The sequence below is a fragment of the Aquabacterium sp. J223 genome (genome assembly GCF_024666615.1).
Lineage (GTDB): Bacteria > Pseudomonadota > Gammaproteobacteria > Burkholderiales > Burkholderiaceae_C > J223.
In genome coordinates, this window is the sequence record NZ_CP088297.1 from 1,466,341 (window position 1) to 1,491,069 (window position 24,729).

19 protein-coding genes, 1 tRNA gene and 3 pseudogenes are annotated in these 24,729 nt (G+C 72.9%); 21 read left to right on the plus strand and 2 right to left on the minus strand.

What is annotated here, in order from left to right:
- Positions 1 to 15: 15 nt before the first annotated feature.
- The 20 genes and pseudogenes from LRS07_RS07110 (at position 16) to LRS07_RS07205 (ending at position 20,662) form a co-directional block, all read left to right on the plus strand.
- Positions 16 to 1,002 (plus strand): RluA family pseudouridine synthase, encoded by a 987-nt coding sequence (locus LRS07_RS07110; RefSeq protein ID WP_260501252.1) that lies wholly within the window; start codon positions 16 to 18, stop codon positions 1,000 to 1,002.
- 221 nt (positions 1,003 to 1,223) lie between these two features.
- Positions 1,224 to 1,961 carry an SMC-Scp complex subunit ScpB gene (gene scpB / locus LRS07_RS07115; RefSeq protein WP_260501253.1) on the plus strand — a complete coding sequence of 246 codons (738 nt, stop codon included), beginning with the start codon at positions 1,224 to 1,226 and terminating at the stop codon, positions 1,959 to 1,961.
- Positions 1,962 to 2,063: 102 nt separating this feature from the next.
- The gene (locus tag LRS07_RS07120) at positions 2,064 to 3,989 is read left to right on the plus strand and encodes a pseudouridine synthase (protein WP_409450608.1); all 1,926 of its coding nucleotides are present in this window, start codon (positions 2,064 to 2,066) and stop codon (positions 3,987 to 3,989) included.
- 96 nt (positions 3,990 to 4,085) lie between these two features.
- Complete coding sequence (gene ndk / locus LRS07_RS07125) at positions 4,086 to 4,511, plus strand: nucleoside-diphosphate kinase (protein WP_260501255.1); 426 nt, start codon at positions 4,086 to 4,088, stop codon at positions 4,509 to 4,511.
- A 49-nt stretch (positions 4,512 to 4,560) separates the two neighbouring features.
- A complete protein-coding gene (rlmN, locus tag LRS07_RS07130; RefSeq protein WP_260501256.1) occupies positions 4,561 to 5,721 on the plus strand; it encodes a dual-specificity RNA methyltransferase RlmN in 1,161 nt (386 codons plus the stop codon).
- Between the two features lie 12 nt (positions 5,722 to 5,733).
- The gene (gene pilW / locus LRS07_RS07135; protein WP_260501257.1) at positions 5,734 to 6,567 is read left to right on the plus strand and encodes a type IV pilus biogenesis/stability protein PilW; all 834 of its coding nucleotides are present in this window, start codon (positions 5,734 to 5,736) and stop codon (positions 6,565 to 6,567) included.
- Positions 6,560 to 7,468, plus strand: coding sequence for a helix-turn-helix domain-containing protein (locus LRS07_RS07140; RefSeq protein ID WP_260501258.1), 909 nt, complete (start codon positions 6,560 to 6,562; stop codon positions 7,466 to 7,468). Before pilW ends, LRS07_RS07140 begins: the two co-directional genes overlap by 8 nt.
- A gap of 10 nt (positions 7,469 to 7,478) precedes the next feature.
- Complete coding sequence (gene ispG / locus LRS07_RS07145) at positions 7,479 to 8,768, plus strand: flavodoxin-dependent (E)-4-hydroxy-3-methylbut-2-enyl-diphosphate synthase (protein WP_409450609.1); 1,290 nt, start codon at positions 7,479 to 7,481, stop codon at positions 8,766 to 8,768.
- 68 nt (positions 8,769 to 8,836) lie between these two features.
- The gene (gene hisS / locus LRS07_RS07150) at positions 8,837 to 10,144 is read left to right on the plus strand and encodes a histidine--tRNA ligase (protein WP_260501260.1); all 1,308 of its coding nucleotides are present in this window, start codon (positions 8,837 to 8,839) and stop codon (positions 10,142 to 10,144) included.
- 38 nt (positions 10,145 to 10,182) lie between these two features.
- Positions 10,183 to 10,857: a YfgM family protein gene (locus tag LRS07_RS07155; protein WP_260501261.1), complete on the plus strand. Its 675-nt coding sequence runs from the start codon at positions 10,183 to 10,185 to the stop codon at positions 10,855 to 10,857.
- Positions 10,854 to 12,023 (plus strand): outer membrane protein assembly factor BamB, encoded by a 1,170-nt coding sequence (gene bamB, locus LRS07_RS07160; protein WP_260501262.1) that lies wholly within the window; start codon positions 10,854 to 10,856, stop codon positions 12,021 to 12,023. The genes LRS07_RS07155 and bamB overlap by 4 nt, the downstream gene beginning before the upstream one ends.
- A gap of 37 nt (positions 12,024 to 12,060) precedes the next feature.
- Positions 12,061 to 13,398, plus strand: a complete 1,338-nt coding sequence (gene der, locus LRS07_RS07165) for a ribosome biogenesis GTPase Der (RefSeq protein WP_260501263.1) — start codon at positions 12,061 to 12,063, stop codon at positions 13,396 to 13,398.
- Positions 13,399 to 13,517: 119 nt separating this feature from the next.
- A complete protein-coding gene (gene hfq / locus LRS07_RS07170) occupies positions 13,518 to 13,766 on the plus strand; it encodes an RNA chaperone Hfq (protein WP_260501264.1) in 249 nt (82 codons plus the stop codon).
- Positions 13,767 to 13,797: 31 nt separating this feature from the next.
- Positions 13,798 to 15,042, plus strand: a complete 1,245-nt coding sequence (hflX, locus tag LRS07_RS07175; protein WP_260501265.1) for a GTPase HflX — start codon at positions 13,798 to 13,800, stop codon at positions 15,040 to 15,042.
- Positions 15,043 to 15,052: 10 nt separating this feature from the next.
- The gene (gene hflK / locus LRS07_RS07180) at positions 15,053 to 16,381 is read left to right on the plus strand and encodes an FtsH protease activity modulator HflK (protein WP_260501266.1); all 1,329 of its coding nucleotides are present in this window, start codon (positions 15,053 to 15,055) and stop codon (positions 16,379 to 16,381) included.
- 25 nt (positions 16,382 to 16,406) lie between these two features.
- Positions 16,407 to 17,297, plus strand: a complete 891-nt coding sequence (gene hflC, locus LRS07_RS07185) for a protease modulator HflC (protein ID WP_260501267.1) — start codon at positions 16,407 to 16,409, stop codon at positions 17,295 to 17,297.
- Positions 17,298 to 17,319: 22 nt separating this feature from the next.
- On the plus strand, positions 17,320 to 17,508 hold the full coding sequence (locus LRS07_RS07190; protein WP_260501268.1) for a DUF2065 domain-containing protein: 189 nt from the start codon (positions 17,320 to 17,322) through the stop codon (positions 17,506 to 17,508).
- Positions 17,509 to 17,580: 72 nt separating this feature from the next.
- A pseudogene (locus tag LRS07_RS07195) lies at positions 17,581 to 18,743 on the plus strand (ATP phosphoribosyltransferase regulatory subunit).
- 33 nt (positions 18,744 to 18,776) lie between these two features.
- Positions 18,777 to 20,111: an adenylosuccinate synthase gene (locus LRS07_RS07200; RefSeq protein WP_260501269.1), complete on the plus strand. Its 1,335-nt coding sequence runs from the start codon at positions 18,777 to 18,779 to the stop codon at positions 20,109 to 20,111.
- A 28-nt stretch (positions 20,112 to 20,139) separates the two neighbouring features.
- Positions 20,140 to 20,662: pseudogene (locus LRS07_RS07205) on the plus strand (phosphoribosyltransferase).
- Between the two features lie 39 nt (positions 20,663 to 20,701).
- Here LRS07_RS07205 and LRS07_RS07210 read toward each other — a convergent pair.
- Positions 20,702 to 20,786, minus strand: a tRNA-Leu gene (locus LRS07_RS07210).
- Positions 20,787 to 20,881: 95 nt separating this feature from the next.
- On the opposite strand from LRS07_RS07210, the pseudogene rnr reads away from it, so the two are divergent.
- Positions 20,882 to 23,107 (plus strand): annotated as a pseudogene (rnr, locus tag LRS07_RS07215) (ribonuclease R); the annotation flags it as partial.
- A gap of 20 nt (positions 23,108 to 23,127) precedes the next feature.
- Here the strand turns inward: rnr and LRS07_RS07220 are convergent.
- Complete coding sequence (locus LRS07_RS07220; RefSeq protein WP_312028375.1) at positions 23,128 to 24,729, minus strand: NAD(P)H-hydrate dehydratase; 1,602 nt, start codon at positions 24,727 to 24,729, stop codon at positions 23,128 to 23,130.

The window sequence follows — 24,729 nt, forward strand, 5'->3', positions numbered from 1 at the left end:
ATCGGATCAAATTATATGGACCCCGCCCTCCTGCCCGACGAGGAGGCCGCCGACCCTGCCGCCGAGCCGGAGGTCCGTCGGCTGCAGGTCGGCGTCGACGGCCACGGCGAACGGCTGGACAAGGTGCTGGTCGGGATGGCGCCGGAGTTCTCGCGCAGCCACCTGCAGGGCCTGATCGATGGCGGGCATGTGCGGGTCGACGGCGCCCCCGCCGCCAGCGCGTCGCGGCGGCTCAAGGCCGGGCAGGCGGTCGAGGCGACGCTGGTCCCCACCGCCGAGAGCCGGGCCTTCCGGGCGCAGCCGCTGGCGCTGGACATCGTCTTCGAGGACGAGCACCTGCTGGTGCTCGACAAGCCGGCCGGGCTGGTGGTGCACCCTGCGGCGGGCCACTGGTCGGGCACCCTGCTCAACGGCCTGCTGCACCACCACCCGGGCGCCGCGGCGCTGCCGCGTGCGGGCATCGTGCACCGGCTGGACAAGGACACCTCGGGCCTGATGGTGGTCGGCAAGACGCTGCCGGCGGTGACCGCGCTGGTGCGCGCCATCGCGGCGCGGGAGGTGCACCGCAGCTACCTGGCGCTGGCGCACGGCGTGGTGGCGCCGGCGTCCTTCAGCGTCGAGGCGCCGATCGCCCGCGACCCGGTGTCGCGGCTGCGCATGGCCATCGTCGCCGGCGGCAAGCCGGCACGCACGGACGTCGAGCGGCTCGCCGCACGGTCACCGTCCGAGGCGCTGCCGGGGGGCGTCAGCGCGCTGCGCTGCACGCTGCACAGCGGGCGCACGCACCAGATCCGCGTGCACCTCGCGTCCCGTGGCCACCCCTTGCTGGCCGATGCGCTCTACGGCGGCCGGCCGACGTTGGGCCTCACCCGCCAGGCGCTGCACGCGCAGCGCCTGGTGCTGCGCCACCCGGCGCGGGACGAGCGCCTCAGCTTCGAGCGAGCGCTGCCGCCCGACCTGGCCGCGGCCTGGGCCACCGTGGCCGAGGCGCCACGCGGTTGAGGCCCGTCACGGGCGGCGCCTCGGCGGCCGCTACAATCCGGCGTCAGTCGCCCGGCCCTTCTCCTGGCCGGAACGCCTTCAGCGCTTGAAGGCCCGCCCCGCCGGCGACCCGCGCCACCGCCCGCCCTTGCTGGTCCTGTGCCGATGTTCTGGGCGTTGCCCGGCAGGCCGATCCCGGTGCCGTGACCGTCCCCCAGGCCGTTGAGGCCCCACGCCACAGCATGAACACACAGGATGCCAAGCGCGTCCTCGAGACCGCGCTCATCTGCGCCCCGTCGCCGCTGCCGCTGCGCGAACTGCGATTGCTGTTCGACGGCGAGGTGGGGGCGGACACGCTGCGCGCGCTGCTCGACGAGCTGGCCGCCGACTGGCAGGACCGTGGCGTCGAACTGGTGTGCCTGGCCTCGGGCTGGCGCTTCCAGAGCCGGCCCCAGATGCGGCCTTTCCTCGATCGGCTGCACCCCGAGAAGCCGCCGCGCTATTCGAGGGCGGTGATGGAGACGCTGGCCATCGTCGCCTACCGGCAGCCGGTCACCCGCGGCGACATCGAGGACATCCGCGGCGTGACCGTGAGCAGCCAGATCGTCAAGCAGCTGGAGGACCGCGGCTGGATCGAGGTCATCGGCTACCGCGACGCGCCGGGGCGGCCGGGCCTGTACGCCACCACCCGCCAGTTCCTCGACGACCTGGGCCTCGCCAGCCTGGACCAGTTGCCGGCGCTGGAGGGCGGCCGGGCCGAGGCCGTGCTCGCACCGCTGCTGCCCGATGCGGACTGCGAGGCCGCGGCCGAGGCGGCGCCGCAGACGGCGCTGCCGCTCGACGCCGAGGCGACCGCCGAGACAGCCGGCGACGCCACACCCCTTTCCCCCGTTGAATCCGTAGAAGAGCAGGCGCCCGCGGCGCCCACCGACGGCCCGTCCCCAGCCGGCCACGACACCGACCTGCAAGCCCAGACATGAACGACCACGATCCCGACATCCCCGCGCCCGCCGGCCCCATCGACACCGAGGGGGACGCGCCGCGCAAGCCGCGGCGGCGCCGCCCGCCCCGCCGGCGCGAGGATGGCGTCGGCGCCGCCGACGGCAGCCCGGCCGCGGAGCCCGGCGGCCCGGCGGGCGAGGGGGGCGGCGGGTCCGGTCGAGGCGACCGGCGACGCCGCTGCCTCCGACGGCGCGGGCGCCGACGCTGCCTCGCCGACGCCCGGCGCCGACGGCGCAGGGGACGGTCAGGGCCGTGGTCGCAACCGGCGCCGCAAGCGCGGGGCGGACCGCGGCGAGCGCGGCAACGGCGAGCGCGTTGAACGCAATGCGGGGCCCGACCGCGGGCCGCGGCCGGGCCCCGCGCCGGTGCCGCTGCCGCCGGCCGTCATCGCGCAGTCCAGCGAGCGCTTCGCTGAGGTGCTGACCGGCGCCTTCGACGACGAGGCCACCGGGGCGGAGACGCCGGCCGACGAGGCGCCGGTGGCCGAGGGCGACGCCGGTGCCCCGGCCGACGTTCGCGTGGAGGCGGATGACGCGGACGACGCGGACGACGACCGCGGCCAGGACGGGGACGATGGCGACGACGAGGGCCTGGACGCCGAGGCCGAGGACGACGGCCCGGCCAAGCGGGTGCTGGCCCCCGAGCCCGATGCGCCCAAGCTGCACAAGGTGCTGGCCCAGGGCGGCATCGGTTCGCGCCGCGACATGGAGCAGCTCATCCTGGAGGGCCGCATCACGGTCAACCACGAGCCGGCGCACATCGGCCAGCGCATCTCCTTCGGCGACCAGGTCCGCGTCAACGGCAAGCTGATCAAGGTGCGCATCGCGCCGCCGCTGCCGCGGGTGCTGGCCTACCACAAGCCGGTGGGCGAGGTGGTCAGCCACGACGACCCGCAGCAGCGGCCGACGGTGTTCCGCCGCCTGCCGCGCCTGCCGCAGGGCAAGTGGCAATCGGTCGGCCGCCTGGACATCAACACCGAAGGCCTGCTGCTCTTCACCAACTCCGGCGAACTGGCCAACCAGCTGATGCACCCGCGCTTCGGCATCGAACGCGAGTACGCGGTGCGGGTGCTGGGCGAGCTCGGGCCCGAAGCCCGCCAGCAGCTGCTCGACGGCGTGGAGGTCGACGGCCAGAAGGCCCAGTTCAGGTCCATCGAGGACGGCGGCGGCGAGGGCGCCAACCGCTGGGTCCGGGTGGTCATCGCCGAAGGCCGCAACCGCGAGGTGCGCAAGCTCTTCGACGCGGTCGGGCTGACCGTCAGCCGCCTGATCCGCATCCGCTACGGCAGCGTGGTGCTGCCGCGTGGCCTGAAGCGCGGCGTCTGGGTGGAACTGGGCGAGCAGGACCTGCGCGCGGTGCGCCGGCTGGCCGGCAACGACCAGCGACCGGGTGGCCGGCCGAACGGCGGCAAGCCCGGCCAGGGCCCGCGACAGGGCAAGGGGTTCGGTCCCCAGGGCGACAAGCAACGCAACGAGCAGCGCCGCGGCCGCGACAAGCCGCGGGGCCCCGGCGCGCCCAACGTCTTCGTCGGGCCGAACGGCCCGTCGGGCCCGGGCGGTCCCAACCCGCCACGGCCGCCGCGCGAGCGCCGCGAGCGCGACGGCCGCGAGCGCGATGGTGACGGCGAGCGCATCGGCCCGATCCCGAACCCGCTGCAGCAGACCTACGACAAGCGGGCGCTGCAGCAGGAACGCCAGCTGCGCAACGCCGACCGCTACGACGACGAGGACGGCCCGATCCCGAACCCGCTGCAGCAGACCTACGACAAGCGCTTCGTGCAGAACCCGCCGCGCGGCCCGGGCGGCCCCGGTGGTCCGCGGGGTGGTCGCCCGGGCAAGCCCGGCGGCAAGGGCGGCAAGCCGGGCACGCCCAAGCAGCCGGATCCGCTGCAGACGGCGGTGGGCTACATCGGCGCCGACGCCTTCCTTCGCCGGGGCCCGCGCGGCGGGCGCGGCGGCGGCGGCGGTGGTGGTGGCGGCCGGGGCCCCGGCGGCCGCGGCCGCTGAGGCCCGTCAGGCGCCCGGTCCCAACCGGGCGTCGACGCAGGTCGCCCCGCTACAATGCAAGGCTTTGCCCAAGCGCAACCGACTCAGAGGACATCCATGGCCATCGAACGCACCCTGTCCATCATCAAGCCGGACGCCGTCGCCAAGAACGTGATCGGCCAGATCTACGCCCGCTTCGAGGCCGCCGGCCTGAAGATCGTCGCCGCGAAGATGGTGCACCTCTCGCGCGGTGAAGCGGAGCAGTTCTACGCCGTGCACAAGGCGCGGCCCTTCTTCAAGGACTTGGTGGACTTCATGGTCTCCGGCCCGGTGATGATCCAGGCGCTGGAAGGCGAGGGCGCCATCGCCAAGAACCGCGAGCTGATGGGCGCCACCGACCCGAAGAAGGCCGAGAAGGGCACCATCCGCGCCGACTTCGCCGACTCCATCGACGCCAACGCGGTGCACGGCTCCGACGCGGCGGAGACGGCGGCGGTCGAGATCGCCTTCTTCTTCCCCGGCATGAACGTTTACAGCCGCTGAGGGTCGCACCTGGGCCCCATGGCCCAGGCCCGAACCTTCAAGCGCCACCATGACCAACCTGCTCGACTTCGACCACGACGGCCTCGCCGCCTGGTGCGAGCAACGGGGCGAGAAGCGCTTCCGGGCGACGCAGCTGTTCCGCTGGATCCACCAGCGCGGGGCGCGTGACTTCGGTGCGATGAGCGACCTCGCCAAGTCGCTGCGCGAGAAGCTGGCGCTGCAGGCGGTGGTGCAGCCGCTGCCGGTGGCCAGCGAGCAGGTCTCCGCCGACGGCACCACCAAGTGGCTGTTCGACGTCGGCGCCGGCGACGCGGTGGAGACGGTGTTCATCCCGGAGGACGATCGCGGCACGCTGTGCATCTCGTCCCAGGCCGGCTGCGCCGTCGGCTGCCGCTTCTGCTCCACCGGCCACCAGGGCTTCAGCCGCAACCTGACCACCGGCGAGATCCTGGCCCAGCTCTGGTTCGCCGAGCACACGCTGCGCCAGCGGCTGAAGCTGAAGGACGGCGAACGGGCCATCACCAACGTGGTCATGATGGGCATGGGCGAGCCGCTGCAGAACTACGCGGCGCTGCTGCCCGCGCTGCGCGTCATGCTCGACGACCACGGCTACGGCCTGTCGCGCCGGCGGGTGACGGTGTCGACCTCCGGCGTGGTGCCGATGATGGAGCGGCTGCGCGAGGACTGCCCGGTGGCGCTGGCGGTGTCGCTGCACGCGCCCGACGACGCGCTGCGCGACGACCTGGTGCCGCTGAACCGCAAGTACCCGCTGGCCGAGCTGATGGACGCCTGCCGCGGCTACCTCGACCGCGCGCCGCGCGACTTCATCACCTTCGAGTACTGCATGCTCGACGGCGTCAACGACGGCGATGCCCACGCCGACCGGCTGATCGCCCTGGTGCAGGGCCGCCACGAGGCCACCCGCGCCGGCGGCCCGGTGCCCTGCAAGCTCAACCTGATCCCGTTCAACCCTTTCCCCGCCTCCGGGCTGCACCGTTCGCCGGCGGCCCGCGTCACGGCCTTCGCCCGCCGCCTGCAGGACGCGGGCATCGTCACCACCGTGCGCAAGACGCGCGGCGACGACATCGCCGCCGCCTGCGGGCAGCTCGCCGGCGAGGTGCAGGACCGCACGCGGGTGGCCGAGCGGCGCGGTCGCGCGGCCATCCCCATCCGGGCGGTGGACGCCGCGTCGCTGCGGGCGCCGCGCTGAACCGCCGCCGCGATGCCGTCCCTCTCGTCACGCCCGCCGACATCGACCACCGGCTGCACGGCGCTGCTGGTCGCGCTGCTCCTGCTCGGCGCCGGCTGCACCACCACCACCGTGCAGCAGACGCCGCGCGAGGAGCCGGCGCCGAGCGCGACGCCCGATGCCCAGGGCGACCCCGACCGCCGGGCGCGCGCCCGCTACGAACTGGCCGCCGCCTACCTGGGCCGCGGGCAGACGGAGACGGCGCTGGAGGAGATCCGCGCCGCGCTGGCCGCCAAGCCGGACCTGTGGGAGGCCTGGAACCTGCGGGCGCTGGCCATGGCCAGCCTGGGGCAGGTGCCGGAGGCGGAGGCCAGCTTCCGCCGCGCCCTGCAGCTCAAGCCCAACGATCCGGACGTGCTGCACAACCACGGCTGGTTCCTCTGCCAGTCGCAGCGGTATGCCGAGGCCGAGCAGCAGTTCGCCCAGGCGCTGGCGCAGCCGCAATACCGGCAGCCGTCGCGCACGCTGCTGGCACAGGGCGTGTGCCAGGCCCGCAACGGGCGCTGGGACGATGCGGAGCGGTCGCTGTACCGCTCCTATGAGCTCGACCCCTCCAACCCGGCGACCGCGGTGAACCTGTCCGAGGTGCTGCTGCGGCGCAACGAACTGGAGCGGGCCCGTTTCTACATCGGCCGGGTGAACGCCCAGGCCGAACAGTCGAACGCGCAGACGCTGTGGCTGGCGGCGCGCATCGAGCGCCGTGCCGGCAACGGCCCGGCGGTGCAGGACTTCGGCCGCCGGCTGCTCGACCGCTACCCGCAGTCGCGCGAGGCGCTGGCCTACCAGCAAGGACGCTTCGATGAGTGAGGTCGGTCAGGCGCGGCCGGCGGCCGATGGCGCCACCACCGCCGGCGCCATGCTGAAGGCGGCGCGCCAGGCGCGCGGGCTGCACATCGCCGCGCTGGCGGCGGCCATCAAGGTCACCCCCGCCAAGCTGGAGGCGCTGGAGGAGGACCGCCATGACGCGCTGCCCGACGCCACCTTCGCCCGCGCGCTGGCGCAGACGGTGTGCCGGGCGCTGAAGATCGACGCGGCGCCGGTGCTGGCGCAGCTGCCGCAGGCCTCCGGCCGAGGGCTGGACAGCCTGGGCCGGGCGGAGGCGCCGCTGCGCAGCGTCAGCGCCTCGCGCCGCGACCGCGAGGCGCCGGCCCAGTGGCAGCAGCCGATGTGGTGGCTGGCCGGCCTGCTCGTGCTGGGCGCGGTCGTGCTGTACCTCTGGCCCGCGGGCTGGACGCTGGACCGGCTGACGGCGTCCCGCAAGGCGCCGGCTGCGGCGGCGGCCGCCACCGCCGAACCGTCGGCCGCCGAACCAGTGGCCGCGCCCGCCCCGTCGACCGACGCCCCGTCGTCGCCCCAACCGGCGCCCCAGCCGGCGGCCCTGCCGGTCTCGCCCCCGCCCGCCGTCGCCGCGGCCGCGGTACCCGTCGCCGCCACGGCGCCTGCCAGCGCGCCCGCCACCACGGCGGCGGCGGTCCCGCTGCTGCAGCTGCGCGCGCGCGGCGAGTCCTGGGTGCAGGTGCAGGAGGTGGGCAGCGGTCGGGTGCTGCTGTCGCGCCTGCTCGCCGACGGCGAGGCGCCGGTGCTGGAGGGCACGCCGCCGTTCAAGGTGACGATCGGCAATGCGTCGGTCACCGAGCTGCGCTTCCGCGGCGAGCCGGTGCGCCTGCCGGCCGGTGCCGATTCGGTGGCGAGGCTCGAGCTGAAGTAGGGGCATGACGATGAGCGACCCATCCTTCGATTTCCTGCGCCTACCGCTCGACGCGGCGGCGCCCAAGCCCCGCCATCGCCGGCAGGCGCGCGTGCGCTGGGGGGCGAACCTGCTCACGGTGGGCGGCGACGCGCCGGTGCGCGTGCAGTCGATGACCAACACCGACACCGTGCAGGTCATCGAGACGGCGATCCAGGTCAAGGAGCTGGCCCAGGCCGGCTCGGAGATGGTGCGCATCACCGTCAATACGATCGAGGCCGCGCAAGCCGTGCCGCACATCCGCGAGCAGCTCGACCGCATGGGCGTGGACACGCCGCTGATCGGCGACTTCCACTACAACGGCCACCGCCTGTTGACCGAGGTGCCGGCCTGCGCCGAGGCGCTCTCGAAGTACCGCATCAACCCCGGCAACGTCGGCCGCGGCGAGAAGCGCGACAAGCAGTTCGCGCAGATGGTCGAGGTGGCGATGCGCCACGACAAGCCGGTGCGCATCGGCGTCAACTGGGGCAGCCTGGACCAGGACCTGCTGGCGTCGCTCATGGACGAGAACGCCCGGCGGTCGACCCCCTGGGACCTGCGCCAGGTGATGTACCAGGCGGTGGTGATGTCGGCCCTGCAGTCGGCCGAGGAGGCGCGTCGCCTGGGCATGGACCCGGACCAGATCATCCTCAGCTGCAAGATGAGCGGCGTGCAGGACCTGGTCAGCGTCTACCGCGCGCTGGCGAAGCACTGCGACTACGCGCTGCACCTGGGCCTGACCGAGGCCGGCATGGGCACCAAGGGCACGGTGGCCTCGGCCACCGCGCTGTCGGTGCTGCTGCAGGAGGGCATCGGCGACACCATTCGCGTCAGCCTGACGCCGCAGCCGGGCGAGGCGCGCACGCAGGAGGTCGTGGTGGCGCTCGAGATCCTGCAGTCGCTGGGCCTGCGCCACTTCAACCCCAGCGTCACCGCCTGCCCCGGCTGCGGCCGCACCACCAGCACCACCTTCCAGGAGCTGGCCAAGCAGATCGACGACTACCTGCGGCTGCAGATGCCGATCTGGCGCAGCCGCTACCCCGGCGTCGAGAACCTGAAGGTCGCGGTGATGGGCTGCATCGTCAACGGCCCGGGCGAGAGCAAACACGCCGACATCGGCATCAGCCTGCCCGGCACCGGCGAGGCGCCGGCCGCACCGGTGTTCATCGACGGCGAGAAGCGGCTGACGCTGCGCGGCGAGGGCATCGCGCAGGACTTCCAGAAGCTGGTCGAGGACTACATCGAGCGGCGCTTTGGCACCGCCGCCGCCGAGACCCATTGAATCGCACCCAACCGGTCCGGCGACCATCAACGCGGGCCGAGGCCCGCGTTTGACCTTTCGAGCACCCCATGGCAGAGCAGACCCCGAACCGCCGACCCGAGCCGCTGCAGGCCGTCAAGGGCATGAACGACATCCTGCCGCCGGAGTCGGCGCGCTGGGAGGCGCTGGAAGCGACCGTGCGCGACGTCATGCGGCGCTGGGGCTACCAGGGCGTGCGCACCCCCATCGTCGAGCCCACGGCGCTGTTCGTGCGCGGGCTGGGCGAGGTGACCGACATCGTCGAGAAGGAGATGTACTCCTTCGCCGACAAGCTCAACGGCGACGCGTTGACGCTGCGCCCGGAGGGCACCGCCGGCGTGGTGCGCGCGGTGACCGAGCATTCGCTGCTGCACGACGGCGGCAAGCGGCTGTTCTACATCGGCCCGATGTTCCGCCACGAGCGGCCGCAGAAGGGCCGCTACCGCCAGTTCCACCAGGTCGGGGTCGAGACGCTGGGCTGGGCCGGGCCGGACGTCGACGCCGAGGTCATCCTGCTGTCGCGCGCGCTGTGGAAGGCGCTGGGCCTGGTCGAGGGCCGCGACGTGCGGCTGGAGCTGAACAGCCTGGGCCAGCCCGAGGAGCGTGCCGCGCACCGGGCGGCGCTGATCGCGCACTTCGAGGCGCACGCCGACGTGCTGGACGGGGAGGCCACGCGCCGCCTGCACAGCAATCCGCTGCGCCTGCTCGACAGCAAGCACCCGGCGATGCAGCCGGTGATCGAGGCCGCGCCGAAGCTGTCGGACTACCTGGGTGCCGCATCGCTGGCCCACCTGCAGGCGGTGCGCGACGTGCTCGACGCCGCGGGGCTGCCCTACCGCCTCAACCCGCGCCTCGTGCGCGGCATGGACTACTACAACCTCACCGTCTTCGAGTGGGTCACCGACCGCCTCGGCGCGCAGGGCACGGTGTGCGGCGGTGGCCGCTACGACGGCCTGATCGCGCAGCTCGGCGGCAAGCCGGCGCCGGCGGTGGGCTGGGGGCTGGGCATCGAGCGGCTGCTGCTGCTGCTGCAGGAGGTGGACGTGCCGGCGCCAGCGAACGCGCCGGAGGTCTACGCCATCGTGCTTTCGTCCCAGGCCATGCCGCAGGTCATGCCGGTGCTGGCCGCGCTGCGCGAGGCGGGCGTGTCCGTGCTCATGCACGCGGGCGGCGGCAGCATGAAGTCGCAGTTCAAGCGCGCCGACGCCAGCGGCGCCCGCCATGCGCTGATCTTCGGCGACGACGAGCTGGCGCGCGGCGAGGTGGCCTGCAAGGACCTGCGCGATGCGCAGGCGCCCCAGCGCAGCCTGGCGCTGGCCGCGGTGGCCGACTGGGCCCACAGCCTGCGCACCGCATAATCCCTGCCTTTGCCGACCTCCGCGGGACCGCTTCCTCCATGGCGACGCACCTCGACTTCGAAGAACAAGAACAGATCGACCGGCTCAAGGCCTTCTGGAAGCAGTACGGCAACCTCGTCACCTGGACCGTGATCCTGGTGCTCGGTGCCTTCGCCGCCTGGACCGGCTGGCAGAACTGGCAGGCCCGTCAGGCGGCGCAGGCCAGTGCGATGGCCGACGAGCTGGAACGGGCCGCCCAGGCCGGCGACACCGACCGGGTGGCCAAGGTCTTCAACGACCTGAAGGCGACCTATCCGCGCACCGTCTTCGCGGCGCAGGCCGGCCTGCAGGCCGCCCGTGCCCAGCTCGACAAGGGCCAGGCCGATGCGGCACGCGACACCCTGCGGTGGGTGGCCGACAGCGCCTCGGCCGACGAGTACCGCGCCATCGCCCGTCTGCACCTGGCCGGCCTGCTGATCGACCAGAAGCAGTACGACGCGGCGGCCCAGCAGCTCGACGCCGCGATGGGGCAGGGCTTCGACGGCCTGGTCGCCGACCGCCGCGGCGACCTGCTGATGGCGCAGGGCAAGACCACCGAGGCCGGCGCCGCCTACCAGACGGCCTGGAAGGCGCTCGACCCCGGCCTGGAGTACCGACGCCTGGTCGACGCCAAGCTCGCCTCGCTCGGCCTCGACCCTGAGGCCACCGCCGCCACGACCGGGAGCGCCAAGTGAGCGGCCGGGTCTGCGCCTCGGCGACGCGCCGTCGGGCGCCCGCGGCCGCGCTGATGGCCGGCCTGCTGCTGCTCGGCGGCTGCAGCAGCTTCAACCCGCTGACCTGGTTCGGCGCCGACAAGCCCAAGCCCGCGGCGCTGGAGGCGGTGGCCTCGCCGCAGAACATCGTCCGCCCCGCGTGGTCGCTGCGCCTGGCCGCGGTCGACTTCGCGCTGCAGCCCGCCGAGGTGCAGGGCCGGCTGTTCGTCGCCGGCGGCGACGGCACGGTGCTGGCGCTGGACGCCGCCAGCGGTCGTGAGCAGTGGCGCGGCAGCGCCGGCGGCAAGCTGTCCGCCGGCGTCGGCAGCGACGGTCGGCACGTGGCGGTGGTCACCGCCGACGGCGAGCTGGTGGTGCTGGAGGTCGGCCAGGTGCGCTGGCGCCAGCGCCTGGCCTCGCGCGTCAGCACGCCGCCGCTGGTGGCCGGCGAGCGCGTCTTCGTCGTCGGTGTCGACCGCGTCGTGCATGCGTTCGACGCCTTGGACGGCCGGCGCCTGTGGACCTTCCAGCGCCCCACCGATGCGCTGACGCTGAGCCAGCCCGGCGTGCTCGCCGCCTGGCAGGACACGCTGCTGGTCGGCCAGGGCCCGCGCCTGGTCGGCCTGGACCCGCTGCGCGGCAGCGTGCGCTGGGAGGTGCCGATGGCCTCGCCGCGCGGCACCAACGAGGTCGAGCGGCTGGCCGACCTGGTCGGCCCGCCGGTGCGGCTGGGCGACGTGTTCTGCGCCCGTGCCTTCCAGTCGGCGGTGGGCTGCGCCCGCGCCGACCGCGGCACCCTGGGCTGGAGCCGCAACGTCGGCGGCGTCCAGGCCATCGGCGGCGACGAGCAGCTGTTGTTCGGCGCCGACGGCAGCGACCGGCTCAGCGCCTGGCGCACCGGCAGCGGCGAGGTGGCGTGGACCGCCGAGCGCCTGCTGCACCGCCGCCTGAGCGCGCCCGTGGCCCTGCCGCGCGCCGTGGCGGTGGGCGACTTCGAGGGCCAGTTGCACCTGCTGTCCCGCGATGGCGGCCAGACGCTGCAGCGCCTGGCCACCGACGGCACCCAGGTCGTCCATCTGGCCCGCCACAGCGGGGGCCTGCTGGTGGTGACCCGCGGCGGCGGCCTCTTCAGCTTCGCCGCCGAATGATCTCCGCGCCGGCCGGACGCCCGACCGGCACCGCCCCATGAAGCCGGTCATCGCCCTCGTCGGACGGCCCAACGTCGGCAAGTCGACGCTGTTCAACCGGCTCACCAAGAGCCGCGACGCCATCGTCGCCGACTTCCCCGGCCTGACCCGCGACCGCCACTACGGCGACGGGCGGCTGGGCGAGCGCGAGTTCATCGTCATCGACACCGGCGGCTTCGAGCCGGAGAAGCCCAGCGGCGTGGTCGCCGAGATGGCCAAGCAGACGCAGGCGGCGGTGGCCGAGGCCGACGCGGTGGTCTTCGTCGTCGACGTGCGCGCCGGCGTCAGCGGCCAGGACCACGACATCGCGCGTTTCCTGCGGCAGGCGGGCAAGAAGGTGCTGCTGGCGGTGAACAAGGCCGAGGGGATGGCGGAGTCGCCGGCGCTGGCCGAGTTCCACGAGCTGGGCATCGGTGCGCCGCACCCGGTGTCGGCGGCGCACGGGCAGGGCATCCGCAGCCTGCTGGAGGCGGTGCTCGACGACTTTCCCTTCGACGAGCCGCCGGACGAGGACGACGGGGCGCAGAAGCCGATCCGCCTGGCGGTGGCGGGGCGGCCCAACGCCGGCAAGTCGACGCTGATCAACACCTGGCTGGGCGAGGAGCGGCTGATCGCCTTCGACCTGCCGGGCACGACGCGCGACGCCATCCGCGTGCCGCTGGAGCGCCACGGCCAGCGCTACGAGCTGATCGACACCGCCGGCCTGCGCCGCAAGGGCAAGGTCTTCCAGGCGATCGAGAAGTTCTCGGTGGTGAAGACGCTGCAGGCCATCGCCGACGCGCACGTCGTCGTGCTGCTGGTCGATGCCAAGGAAGGCGTCAGCGAGCAGGACGCCCACATCGCCGGCTACATCCTCGAGGCCGGCCGGGCGGTGGTGGTGGCGGTCAACAAGTGGGACGCGGTGGACGACTACCAGCGCCAGTTGCTGCAGCGCTCGATCGAGCAGCGGCTGGCCTTCCTGCGGTATGCCCAGGTGCTGCACGTCTCGGCGCTGAAGCGCCATGGTCTGGGGCCGCTGTGGAAGGCCATCGGCGAGGCGCACGCCTCCGCCACCCGCAAGCTGCCCACCCCGGTGCTCACCCGGGTGGTGCACGAGGCGGTGGCGCACCAGGCGCCGCCGCGCGCCGGCGCCTTCCGCCCGAAGCTGCGCTACGCCCACCAGGGCGGCATGAACCCGCCGGTGGTGGTGGTGCACGGCAACTCGCTGGAGCACATCGGCGACGCCTACCGGCGCTACCTGGAAGGCCGCATCCGCGACCACTTCCAGCTCGTCGGCACCCCGCTGCGGGTGGAGATGAAGTCCTCGCGGAACCCTTTCGCGGAAAAGGACTCCTGACAACTCCGCTTGCGCTCGTGGCCGAAATGGCCGCGGGCGGCAAGGCCAGGCCGGGCGTCGCCCGGCAGGTGCTGTGATAACGTGCCCGCCATTCCACTCCACAACACGGAGCCAATATCGTGAGCAACAAAGGGCAACTCCTACAAGACCCGTTCCTGAACCTGCTGCGCAAGGAACATGTGCCGGTGTCGATCTACCTGGTCAACGGCATCAAGCTGCAAGGGCACATCGAGTCCTTCGACCAGTACGTGGTCCTGCTGCGCAACACCGTGACGCAGATGGTCTACAAGCACGCCATCTCCACCGTGGTGCCCGGGCGGGCGGTGAACTTCCACGCCAACGAGCCCGGCGACCAGCCGCACGGCTGAGCCCCGAATCGCACGGCCGACGCCCCGAGCATTGAGCAAGTCCACCCCTGACGTCTCCCCGCCCGACGGCCCGCAGCGCGCGGTGCTGGTCGGCGTGGACCTCGGTCCCGGCGCCTCCTTCGAGGAATCGCTCGACGAGCTGGCGCTGCTCGCCGAATCCGCCGGCGACGCGCCGGTGGCGCGGCTGGTCGCGCGCCGCAAGGCGCCCGACGCCGCGCTTTTCGTCGGCAGCGGCAAGGCCGACGAGATCAAGGCGCTGGTCGAGGAGCACCACGCCGAGGGCGTCATCTTCGACCAGGCGCTCAGCCCCGCGCAGCAGCGCAACCTGGAACGGCACCTCGGCGTGCCGGTGGCCGACCGCACGGCGCTCATCCTGGAGATCTTCGCCCAGCGGGCGCAGAGCCACGAGGGCAAGCTGCAGGTGGAACTGGCGCGGCTGCAGTACCTGTCGACCCGGCTGGTGCGGCGCTGGAGCCACCTGGAGCGCCAGCGCGGGGGCATCGGCACCCGTGGCGGCCCGGGCGAGGCGCAGATCGAGCTCGACCGCCGCATGATCGGCGAGCGCATCAAGTCGGTGAAGCAGCGGCTGGACAAGGTCAAGCGCCAACGCGGCACCCAGCGCCGGTCGCGCGAGCGCAGCGGCACCTTCAAGGTCTCGCTGGTGGGTTACACCAACGCCGGCAAGTCGACGCTGTTCAACAGCCTGGTCAAGGCGCGGGCGTATGCCGCCGACCAGCTCTTCGCCACGCTGGACACCACCACCCGCTCGCTGTACCTGGAGCAGGCCGGCCGCGCGGTGTCGCTGTCGGACACCGTCGGCTTCATCCGCGACCTGCCGCACAAGCTGGTCGAGGCCTTCCAGGCCACGCTGCAGGAGGCCGCCGAGGCCGACCTGCTGCTGCACGTGGTCGACGCGTCCAGCCCGCTGGCGGCCGAGCAGCAGCAGGAGGTCGAGCGCGTGCTGGCCGAGATCGGCGCCGGCGACGTGCCGCAGGTGCTGGTCTACAACAAGGTCGACGCCCTGGCCGGCGGCGCCGAGCCGCGCGCCATGGTCGACGAGGTCGAGCGCAAGCCCGGCGTGGTGGTGCCGCGGGTGTGGATCAGCGCCCGCCAAGGCGTGGGCCTGGACCGCCTGCGCGAGGTGATCGCCGCCGCCGCGCTGGCCGAGCCCGCCGACACCGCGCCGCCGGCCGACGCCCGCGGCCTGCGCGACACGCCCTCCGGCACCGCCCGCGACCCGATCGCCGGCGCGCCGCCCCGTTTTCCCTTGGCCTGAAACCATCCCGATGCGCACTCCAGAAGCTCCGTTCCAGGAGACCGCCTGGCCGTCCTGGCCGCACCGACTGCGCGAGGTGGCGCGTGCGGGCCTGCGGCTGCTGCAGGGCGCGGCGTGGCCGGGCCGTGCCCGCCGTGGCCGCGACGGCGTGCTGCTGCAGAACCGCAACGACGGTCCGCCCGACCTGGACGAGCTGTGGCGCGACTTCAACCGCAAGCTGTCCGGCCTGTTCGGCCAGCGCGGCGGCCGTGGCGGCGGCACCAACGGCGGCGGCAACGGCAGCGGCGGCCCGTCGTTCCAGCCGGACATGCGCAACGCGGGCATCGGCGTCGGCCTCATCGCCGGCGTGGTGGCCCTGATCTGGCTGGGCAGCGGCGTCTTCATCGTGCAGGAAGGCCATCAGGCGGTGGTCACGTCCTTCGGCCGCTATGCCTACACGGCGGACGCCGGCATCCAGTGGCGCTTCCCGTACCCCTTCCAGGCGCACGAGACGGTGGCCGTGACGCAGCTGCGATCCAAGGACATCGGCCGCAGTTCGGTGGTGCAGAGCACCGGCCTGCGCGATTCGTCGATGCTCACGCAGGACGAGAACATCGTCGACATCCGCTTCACCGTGCAGTACCGGTTGAAGGATGCGCGGGCCTACCTCTTCGAGACCCGCAACCCCGACGAGGCGGTGGAGCAGGCCGCCGAATCGGCGGTGCGCGAGATCGTCGGCCGCAGCCGCGTCGACTCGGTGCTCTACGAGCAGCGCGAAGCGGTGGCCACCGACCTGGTGAAGTCCATTCAGGCGCAGCTCGACCGCGTCAACGCCGGCCTGCTGATCGTCAACGTCAACGTGCAGAGCGTCCAGGTGCCGGAGCAGGTGCAAGCGGCGTTCAACGACGCGGTGCGGGCGGGCGCCGACCGTGACCGCTTCAAGAACGAGGGCCAGGCCTACGCCAGCGACGTCATCCCCAAGGCGCAGGGCACCGCGGCGCGGCTGCGCCAGGAAGCCGAGGCCTACAAGTCGCGCGTCGTCTCGCAGGCCGAGGGTGACGCGCAGCGCTTCCGCTCGGTGCTCGCCGAGTACCAGAAGGCGCCGGCCGTCACCCGCGACCGGCTGTACCTGGAGACCATGCAGCAGGTCTACGGCAACGTCAGCAAGGTGATGGTCGACGTGCGCAACGGCTCCAACCTGCTGTACCTGCCGCTGGACCGGCTGATGCAGCAGGCCGGCGCCGCCGCCCCGGCCGCCACGCCGGTGCCGACGACGCCCGGCCCCGAGACGTCGAGCACCGGCGCCCTCGACCCGCGCTCGCGGGACAACCAGCGCGGTCGCGACCGCGAGACCCGTTGAACCGCGCAACCGCAGAAGAACAACCATGAACCGCATCGGTCTGTACGTCGCCGGCGCCCTGCTGCTGCTGATGCTGGCGTCCTCCACGCTCTTCGTGCTCGACCAGCGCCGCATGGCGGTCGTGTATGCCCTGGGCGAGATCAAGGAGGTCATCGTCGAGCCGGGCCTGAAGTGGAAGCTGCCGCCGCCCTTCCAGAACGTGGTCTTCCTCGACCGCCGCATCCAGACGCTGGACAGCCCGGAGACCCGGCCCATCTTCACCGCCGAGAAAAAGATCGTGGTGATCGACTGGCTGGTCAAGTGGCGCATCACCGAGCCGCGGCAGTTCATCCGCAACAACGGCGTCGACATCCGCAACCTCGAGGCGCGGCTGTCGCCGGTGGTGCAGGCGGCCTTCAACGAGGAGGTCACGCGCCGCACCGTGCGCGGCATGCTCGCCACCGAACGCGAGAGGGTGATGCAGGACGTGCAGGCGCGGCTGCAGGACGAGGCCAAGTCCTTCGGCATCGAGATCATGGACGTGCGCGTCAAGAGGGTCGACTTCGTCGCCGACATCACCGATGCGGTCTACCGCCGCATGGAGTCCGAGCGCAAGCAGGTGGCCAACGAGCTGCGCTCGCAGGGCCAGGCCGAGGGCGAGAAGATCCGGGCCGACGCCGACCGCCAGCGCGAGGTGATCGTGGCCGAGGCCTACCGCGACGCGCAGAAGGTCAAGGGCGAAGGCGATGCCGGCGCCTCGGCGCTGTACGCCGATGCCTTCGGCCGCGACCCGCAGTTCGCGCAGTTCTACCGCAGCCTGGAGGCCTATCGCTCGGCCTTCCGGAACAAGTCCGACATGCTGGTGGTGGACCCGAGCACCGATTTCTTCCGCGCCTTCCGCGGCGGCGCCGCGCCCGCGTCCGGCAGCGGCCGCTGACGCGGCCGGCCGCTTCCGCCGCATGCCGGAATCGCTGCTCGGCGCCCTGGCGCTGCTGCTCGTGCTGGAAGGGCTGCTGCCCTTCCTCAGCCCGACACGCTGGCGGCAGCTCTTCGCCCAGCTGCTGGCGTTGAGCGACGGGCAGCTGCGCTTCGTCGGCCTGTCCTGCATGATCGCCGGGCTGGTGCTGCTGCTGCTCGCCGTCGGCTGACCGGCCGCCCGCGCCGGACCGGCGCGCCGAGGGCCGCCGGTACAATGCCGCTTTCAGTCCCCCCTGAGGTCTATGTCGTCTGCTTGGCTGCTGCCCGAGCACATTGCCGATGTGCTGCCGGCCCAGGCCCGGCAGATCGAGGAGCTGCGTCGGGCGCTGCTCGACATGGCCCGCGGCTACGGCTATGAGTTGGTCATGCCGCCGCTGCTCGAGCACCTGGAGTCGCTGCTGTCCGGCACCGGGGGGCGCTCAACCTTCAGACCTTCAAGTTGGTCGACCAGCTCAGCGGCCGCTCGCTCGGCCTGCGCGCCGACACCACGCCGCAGGTCGCCCGCATCGACGCGCACCTGCTCAACCGGCGCGGTGTGACGCGGCTGTGCTACTGCGGTCCGGTGCTGCACACCCGGCCGGCGGCGCTGCACGCCACCCGCGAGCCGCTGCAGTTCGGGGCCGAGATCTACGGCCATGCCGGGCTGGAGGCGGAGCGCGAGGCGCTGGACCTGGCGCTGGACTGCCTGCGGGTGGCCGGCATCGACGACCTCGTGCTGGACCTGGCCGATGCGCGTGTGCTGGGCGGGCTGCTCGACGGCGTGGCTCTGGCGCCGGCGCGCCTGGAGGCGCTGGTCACGGCGCTGGCGGCCAAGGACACCGGCGAACTGAAGCGGCTCTCGGCCGGGCTGCCGGCCGACGTGGCGGTTGCGCTGCAGGCGCTGCCTTCGCTGTACGGCGACGAGGAGGTGCTGGCCGCCGCGCGGCGCACGCTGCCGGCGCGGCCGGGCGTGCACGCGGCGCTCGACGACCTGGCGACGCTCGCCGCGTCGCTGCGCACCGGCGGGCGTTCGCTGCGCGTGGGCTTCGACCTGTCCGACCTGGGCGGTTACGCCTACTACAGCGGCGTGCGCTTCGCGGTCTACGGCCGTGCGGCCAACGAGGCGCTGCTGCGCGGCGGCCGTTACGACGAGGTCGGTGCGGTGTTCGGGCGCAAGCGGCCGGCGGTGGGGTTCAGCCTCGACCTGAAGGCGCTGGCCGAGGCCACGCCCACGCGGCCGCTGCGCGCCGCGGTGCGCGCACCGTGGGCCGACGACGACGGCCTGCGCCATGCGGTGCAGGCGCTGCGGCAGGCCGGCGAGACGGTGGTCTGCATGCTGCCCGGGCATGAGGACGAAGGCCAGGAATTCGACTGCGACCGCGAACTGGTCGCGGACGCCGGCCGCTGGGTGGTGCGCGCGGTCTGACCGCGCCGCCCGCCCGTCAACAGGAAACAGGACATGCAACAAGGCACCGCCAAGCGCGGCCGCAACGTGGTCGTGGTCGGCACCCAGTGGGGCGACGAGGGCAAGGGCAAGGTGGTCGACTGGCTGACCGACCATGCGCAGGGCGTCGTTCGCTTCCAGGGCGGCCACAACGCCGGCCACACGCTGGTCATCAAGGGCGTCAAGACCGCGCTGCAGCTCATCCCGAGCGGCATCATGCGCGAGGGCGTCGCCTGCTACATCGGCAACGGGGTGGTGGTCGACCCGTCGCACCTGCTGTCGGAGATCCAGCGGCTCGAAGGCATCGGCCTGGACGTGCGCTCGCGGCTGTTCCTCAGCGAGTCGTGCCCGCTGATCCTGCCCTTCCACGTCGAGGTGGACAAGGCGCGCGAGGCGCTGCGCGAGACCAGCGGCGCCGGCAAGATCGGCACCACCGGCAAGGGCATCGGCCCCGCCTACGAGGACAAAGTGGCCCGCCGGGCGCTGCGGGTGCAGGACCTGAAGCACCCGGAGCGTTTCGCCCACAAGCTGCGCGAACTGCTGGAGTTGCACAACGTGGCGCTCGGCGGCTACCTGAAGTCGAGGCCGCTGGAGTTCCAGCCCCTCTTCGACCATGCGATGACGGTGGCCGAGCAACTGAAGCCCATGCTCGTCGACGTGGGCTACCGCATCCACACCGCCAGCCGCGACGGCGCCAACATCCTGTTCGAAGGCGCGCAGGGCACGCTGCTGGACATCGACCACGGCACCTACCCGTACGTGACGTCCAGCAACTGCGTGGCCGGCAATGCGGCCGCGGGCTCCGGCGTCGGGCCGGACCTGCTGCATTACATCCTCGGCATCACCAAGGCCTACACCACGCGCGTCGGCTCCGGCCCGTTCCCCACCGAGCTGCCGATCGACCAGCCGGGCACCGTCGGCCACCACCTCTCCACCGTCGGGCAGGAGCGGGGCACGGTCACCGGCCGGGCGCGACGCTGCGGCTGGCTGGACGCCGCGGCGCTGAAGCGGTCGATCATCATCAACGGCATCTCCGGCCTGTGCATCACCAAGCTGGACGTGCTCGACGGGCTGCCGGAGATCAAGGTCTGCGTGGGCTATGACCTGCGCGGCCAGCGGCTGGACATCCTGCCGCTGGACGCCGACGACATCGAGGCCTGCCAGCCGATCTACGACAGCTTCCCGGGCTGGACCGAGAGCACCGCCGGCGTCACCGAGTGGGACCGGCTGCCGCTCAACGCCCGCCGCTACCTCGAGCGGGTGCAGGCCTTCATCGGCGCGCCGATCGACATGGTGTCCACCGGTCCGGACCGGGAGCACACCATCCTGCTGCGCCACCCCTACCAGTGACCTCCGACACCCGCCACCCTTGACCCACATGCTCACCGACGACGGCAAGCACCTCTACGTTTCCTGGGACGAGTACCACCTGCTCATCGAGCGCCTGGCGCTGAAGGTGCACGCCTCGGGATGGCAGTTCGACCAGATCCTGTGCCTGGCGCGTGGCGGCATGCGGCCGGGCGACGTGCTGTCGAGGGTGTTCGACAAGCCGTTGGCCATCATGTCGACGAGTTCCTACCGCGCCGAGGCCGGCACGCTGCAGGGGCGGCTGGACATGGCCAAGTACATCACGCTGCCCAAGGGCGAACTGGCCGGTCGCGTGCTGCTGGTCGACGACCTCGCCGATTCGGGCATCACGCTGCGTGCGGTGGTCGACCGGCTGCGCAGCATGCCGGCCATCGACGAACTGCGCTCCGCGGTGCTGTGGACCAAGGCGGTCTCCAGCTACACCCCCCGACTACTACGTCGAACTGCTGCCCACCAGCCCGTGGATCCACCAGCCGTTCGAGGAGTACGACAACCTGCGCCCGGAGGGCCTGCAACGCAAATTTGCGGTGTAAAAAGACGAAGGCCGCTGCGGTTGCAGCGGCCTTCGTTGTTGGTGCCCAGGAGAGGACTCGAACCTCCACGGAGTTACCCGCTAGTACCTGAAACTAGTGCGTCTACCAATTCCGCCACCTGGGCTCTAGGAAGCGAATCCAGTCGTTTTTGACTGAAGCTAGGATCATATCATCAACAAAAAGAGCAGTTCAAGCAGCGCCCCGACGGGCGCCGCCCTCATGAGCGAAGTCGAGGGCATCGTGCTCGGTCACCGCGACGGTCACGGCTTCGTGCACCGCGGCGACGGCGAGCCCGACATCTACCTGTCGCAGCAGGAGATGCGCGCGGTGCTGCACCGCGACCGCATCCGCGTGCGCGTGGTGCGCTACGACCGGCGTGGCCGGCCCGAAGGCCGGGTGCTCGACATCCTGGAACGGCGCAAGGCGCCGCTCATCGGCCGGCTGCTGCACGAAGGCGGCGTCTGGCTGGTGGCACCCGAGGACAAGCGCTACGGCCAGGACATCCTCATCCCGAAGAACGCGATCGCCAACGCGGCCGCCGGACAGGTGGTGGCGGTGGAGCTGACGGAGACCCCGTCGCTGTACTCGCAGCCGGTGGGACGTGTCACCGAGGTGCTGGGCGAGATCGACGACCCCGGCATGGAGATCGAGATCGCGGTGCGCAAGTACGAGGTGCCGCACCGCTTCTCGCCGGAGACGCTGGCGCAGTCGGCCGGCCTGCCGGACAAGGTCCGGCCGGTCGACCGCAAGCACCGCATCAACCTGACCGACGTGCCGCTGGTCACCATCGACGGCGAGGACGCACGCGACTTCGACGACGCGGTGTACTGCGAGCCGCACAAGCAGGGCCGCGGCAAGACCGCCTTCAGCGGCTGGCGGCTGCTGGTGGCCATCGCCGACGTCAGCCACTACGTCAAGCCGGGCGAGCCGCTGGACGACGATGCCTACGAGCGCGCCACCTCGGTGTACTTCCCGCGCCGCGTCATCCCGATGCTGCCCGAGAAGCTGTCCAACGGGCTGTGTTCGCTGAACCCCGACGTCGAGCGGCTGTCGATGGTGTGCGACATGCTGATCACCGCCGACGGCGAGATCCACGCCTACCAGTTCTACCCGGCGGTGATCTGCTCGCATGCGCGCATGACCTACAACGAGGTCGCGGCCATCCTGCAGAACACGCGGGGGCCTGAGGCCGCCAAGCGCGAGGAGCTGGTGCCGCACCTGCTCAACCTGCACGAGGTCTTCCGCGCGCTGCTCAAGGCCCGCGGCCAGCGCGGCGCGGTGGACTTCGAGACCACCGAGACGCAGATCGTCTGCGACGACAACGGCCGCATCGAGAAGATCGTGCCGCGCACCCGCAACGATGCGCACCGCCTGATCGAGGAGTCGATGCTCGCCGCCAACGTCTGCGCCGCGGACTTCATCGCCCTCGGCGAACACCCCAGCCTGTACCGGGTGCACGAGGGTCCGACGCCCGAGAAGCGCACGGTGCTGCAGAACTACCTCAAGGCGCTCGGCATCGGGCTGTCGATCGGCGACGATCCGACACCGCGGGAGTTCCAGGCCATCGCGCTGGCCACCCGCGACCGGCCCGATGCCCAGCAGGTCCACACCATGCTGCTGCGCTCGATGCAGCAGGCCATCTACACCGCCGAGAACAGCGGCCATTTCGGCCTGGCGTATCCGGCCTACACCCACTTCACCAGCCCCATCCGCCGCTACCCGGACCTGCTGGTGCACCGGGTGATCAAGGCGCTGCTGGGCGGCAAGCGCTACCACCTGCTGAGCGGCAAGCTGGAGGAGGTCGCCAAGCGCACGCGCGGCGGCAAGCCCGCCAAGCCGCAGGCCAGCGAGCTGGAGGCCTGGCAGCAGGCCGGCGTGCACTGCAGCGCCAACGAGCGCCGCGCCGACGAGGCCTCGCGCGACGTCGAGGCCTGGCTCAAGTGCCGCTACATGCGCGAGCACCTGGGCGAGGAGTTCAACGGCCAGGTCAGCGCGGTGACGAGCTTCGGCCTCTTCGTCACGCTCGACGGGCTGTACGTCGAAGGCCTGGTCCACATCACCGAGCTCGGCGGGGAGTACTACCGCTTCGACGAGGTGCGCCAGGAACTGCGCGGCGAGCGCACCGGGATCCGCTACAGCGTGGGCAGCAAGGTGCGGGTGCAGGTCAGCCGGGTCGACCTCGACGGTCGCAAGATCGACTTCCGCATGGTCCGCGAAGGCGACGCCGAGCGGCTGATGGCGCGGGCGCAGCGCGACAAGACGGGCGCTCCCGTCGCCGCGGGCGGGTCGGCCACCGACGAACTGGCCGAGCTGCAGAACACCGACCGGCAGGTCAAGCGCGGGGCCCGCAAGTCGGCGTCGCGCCAGCCCGGCGCGGCCCCCGGGAGGGTGGGGCGCGCGGTGCCGGCCGGGCCACGGCCGGCACCAAGTCGCGCAAGCGCCGGCGCTGACGGGGGGGCGTGGGCTCAGCCGGCGCCGGGCCGCCCGGGGGCGGCCGGGCCGAGGCCGGTCTCGCCCAGGCCGCGCATGGCCTCCACCAGGTCGGCGGCGCGCAGCGGCAGCCGGGCCGCCGGTCCGCCGTCCTCGGCGGCCAGGCCGTGCCACTGCACGGCCGCCGCGGCCAGGGCCAGCGCTTGCGGCACCGTGTCACCGCCGTGCGCCGACCACAGGCCACCGAGCCAGCCGGCGAGCACGTCGCCGGTGCCCGGCGCCGCCAGGCGCGGGCCGCCGGTGGGGTTGATCAGCGGTACCGCCTCGGGCGCGTCGATCACCGTGCCGGAGCCCTTCAGCACCACCACGGCGCCGGTCTCGTGCGCCAGGCGACGGGCGGCGGCCAGGCGGTCGGCCTGCACCTCGAAGGGGGTGACGCCGAGCAGCCGCGCCGCCTCCAGCGGATGGGGGGTCAGCACAGTGGGCCGCCGCCGGGCGGCGAGGGCGCCGCGCAGGGTCGGGCTGGCGGCGATGGCGTTGAGCGCGTCCGCGTCGAGCACCAGCCGCGCCGCGTCGGCCAGCACGGCGGGCAGCAGCGCGCCCACGTCGGCGCCGCCGCCGCAGCCGCAGACCACCGTGGTTGCGGCCAGCAGCGGCGGCCCCAGCGCCTGCGCGGCGGTGCGTCGCATCAGTTCCGGCCTCAGGGCCGGTGGGGTGCCGTCGCCGAGGGTGACCAGGTGGACGCGACCCGCCCCCGCGCTCAACCCGGCCGTCGCGGCCAGCGCCGCCGCGCCTTCCATGCCGGCGGCGCCGCCGATCACCTGCAGGTCGCCGAAGCTGCCCTTGTGCTGTTCGTGGCGACGCCCGTCCAGCCGCTGCAGGCGGGTTCGACCGGCGAGCCAGGCGTCGCACGGCACCAGGGCGGGATCGACCTGCAGCCGGTCCAGCCAGACGCGGCCCGCGTGGTCGCGGCCGGCGCCGGTGAACAGCCCGGGCTTGAGGCTGAGCAGGGACAGCGTGTGGTCCGCCACCACCACCTCGTCGCCCAGCCGGCGGCCGGTGTCGGCGTGCAACCCGGTCGGCAGGTCGACGGCCAGGACGGTGGTGCCCGCGCGATGCAGGCGGCGCAGCGCGGCGACGCCGAGGGCGATGAGACCGTCCGGACGGCGGCCGCCGAGGCCGAGCAGGGCATCGATGGCCAGGTCCGCCTCGTCCGGTGGCGGCGCCTGCCCGGCCCGCACGATGTCCACGCCGGCGGCCACCGCCTTGCGCAGGCTCTCGGCGGCGTCGGCGGGCAACCGCTGCGGATCGCCGTGCAGGCTGACCAGCACGCGGCGCCCGGCGGTGGCCAGCACCGCGGCGGCCTCGAGGCCGTCGCCGCCGTTGTTGCCCGGCCCCGCCGCCACCCAGACGCGGCGGCCATGAGGCGCGATGGCCAGCGCGAGGCGGGCGAGGCCGGCACCGGCCCGCTGCATCAGCGTGTGCGCCGGCAGGCCGCCGGCCGCCAGGCGCTCGAGCGCCCGGCTGGCCGCGCCGCCGTGCAGCGGAAGGTCGTGCAGGACCGGCAGCACCGGTGCCGGCCACCCGGCCGCGACGGCCGGGGCTGCTACAATCCGCGGGTTTGCCTCAGGCGTCAT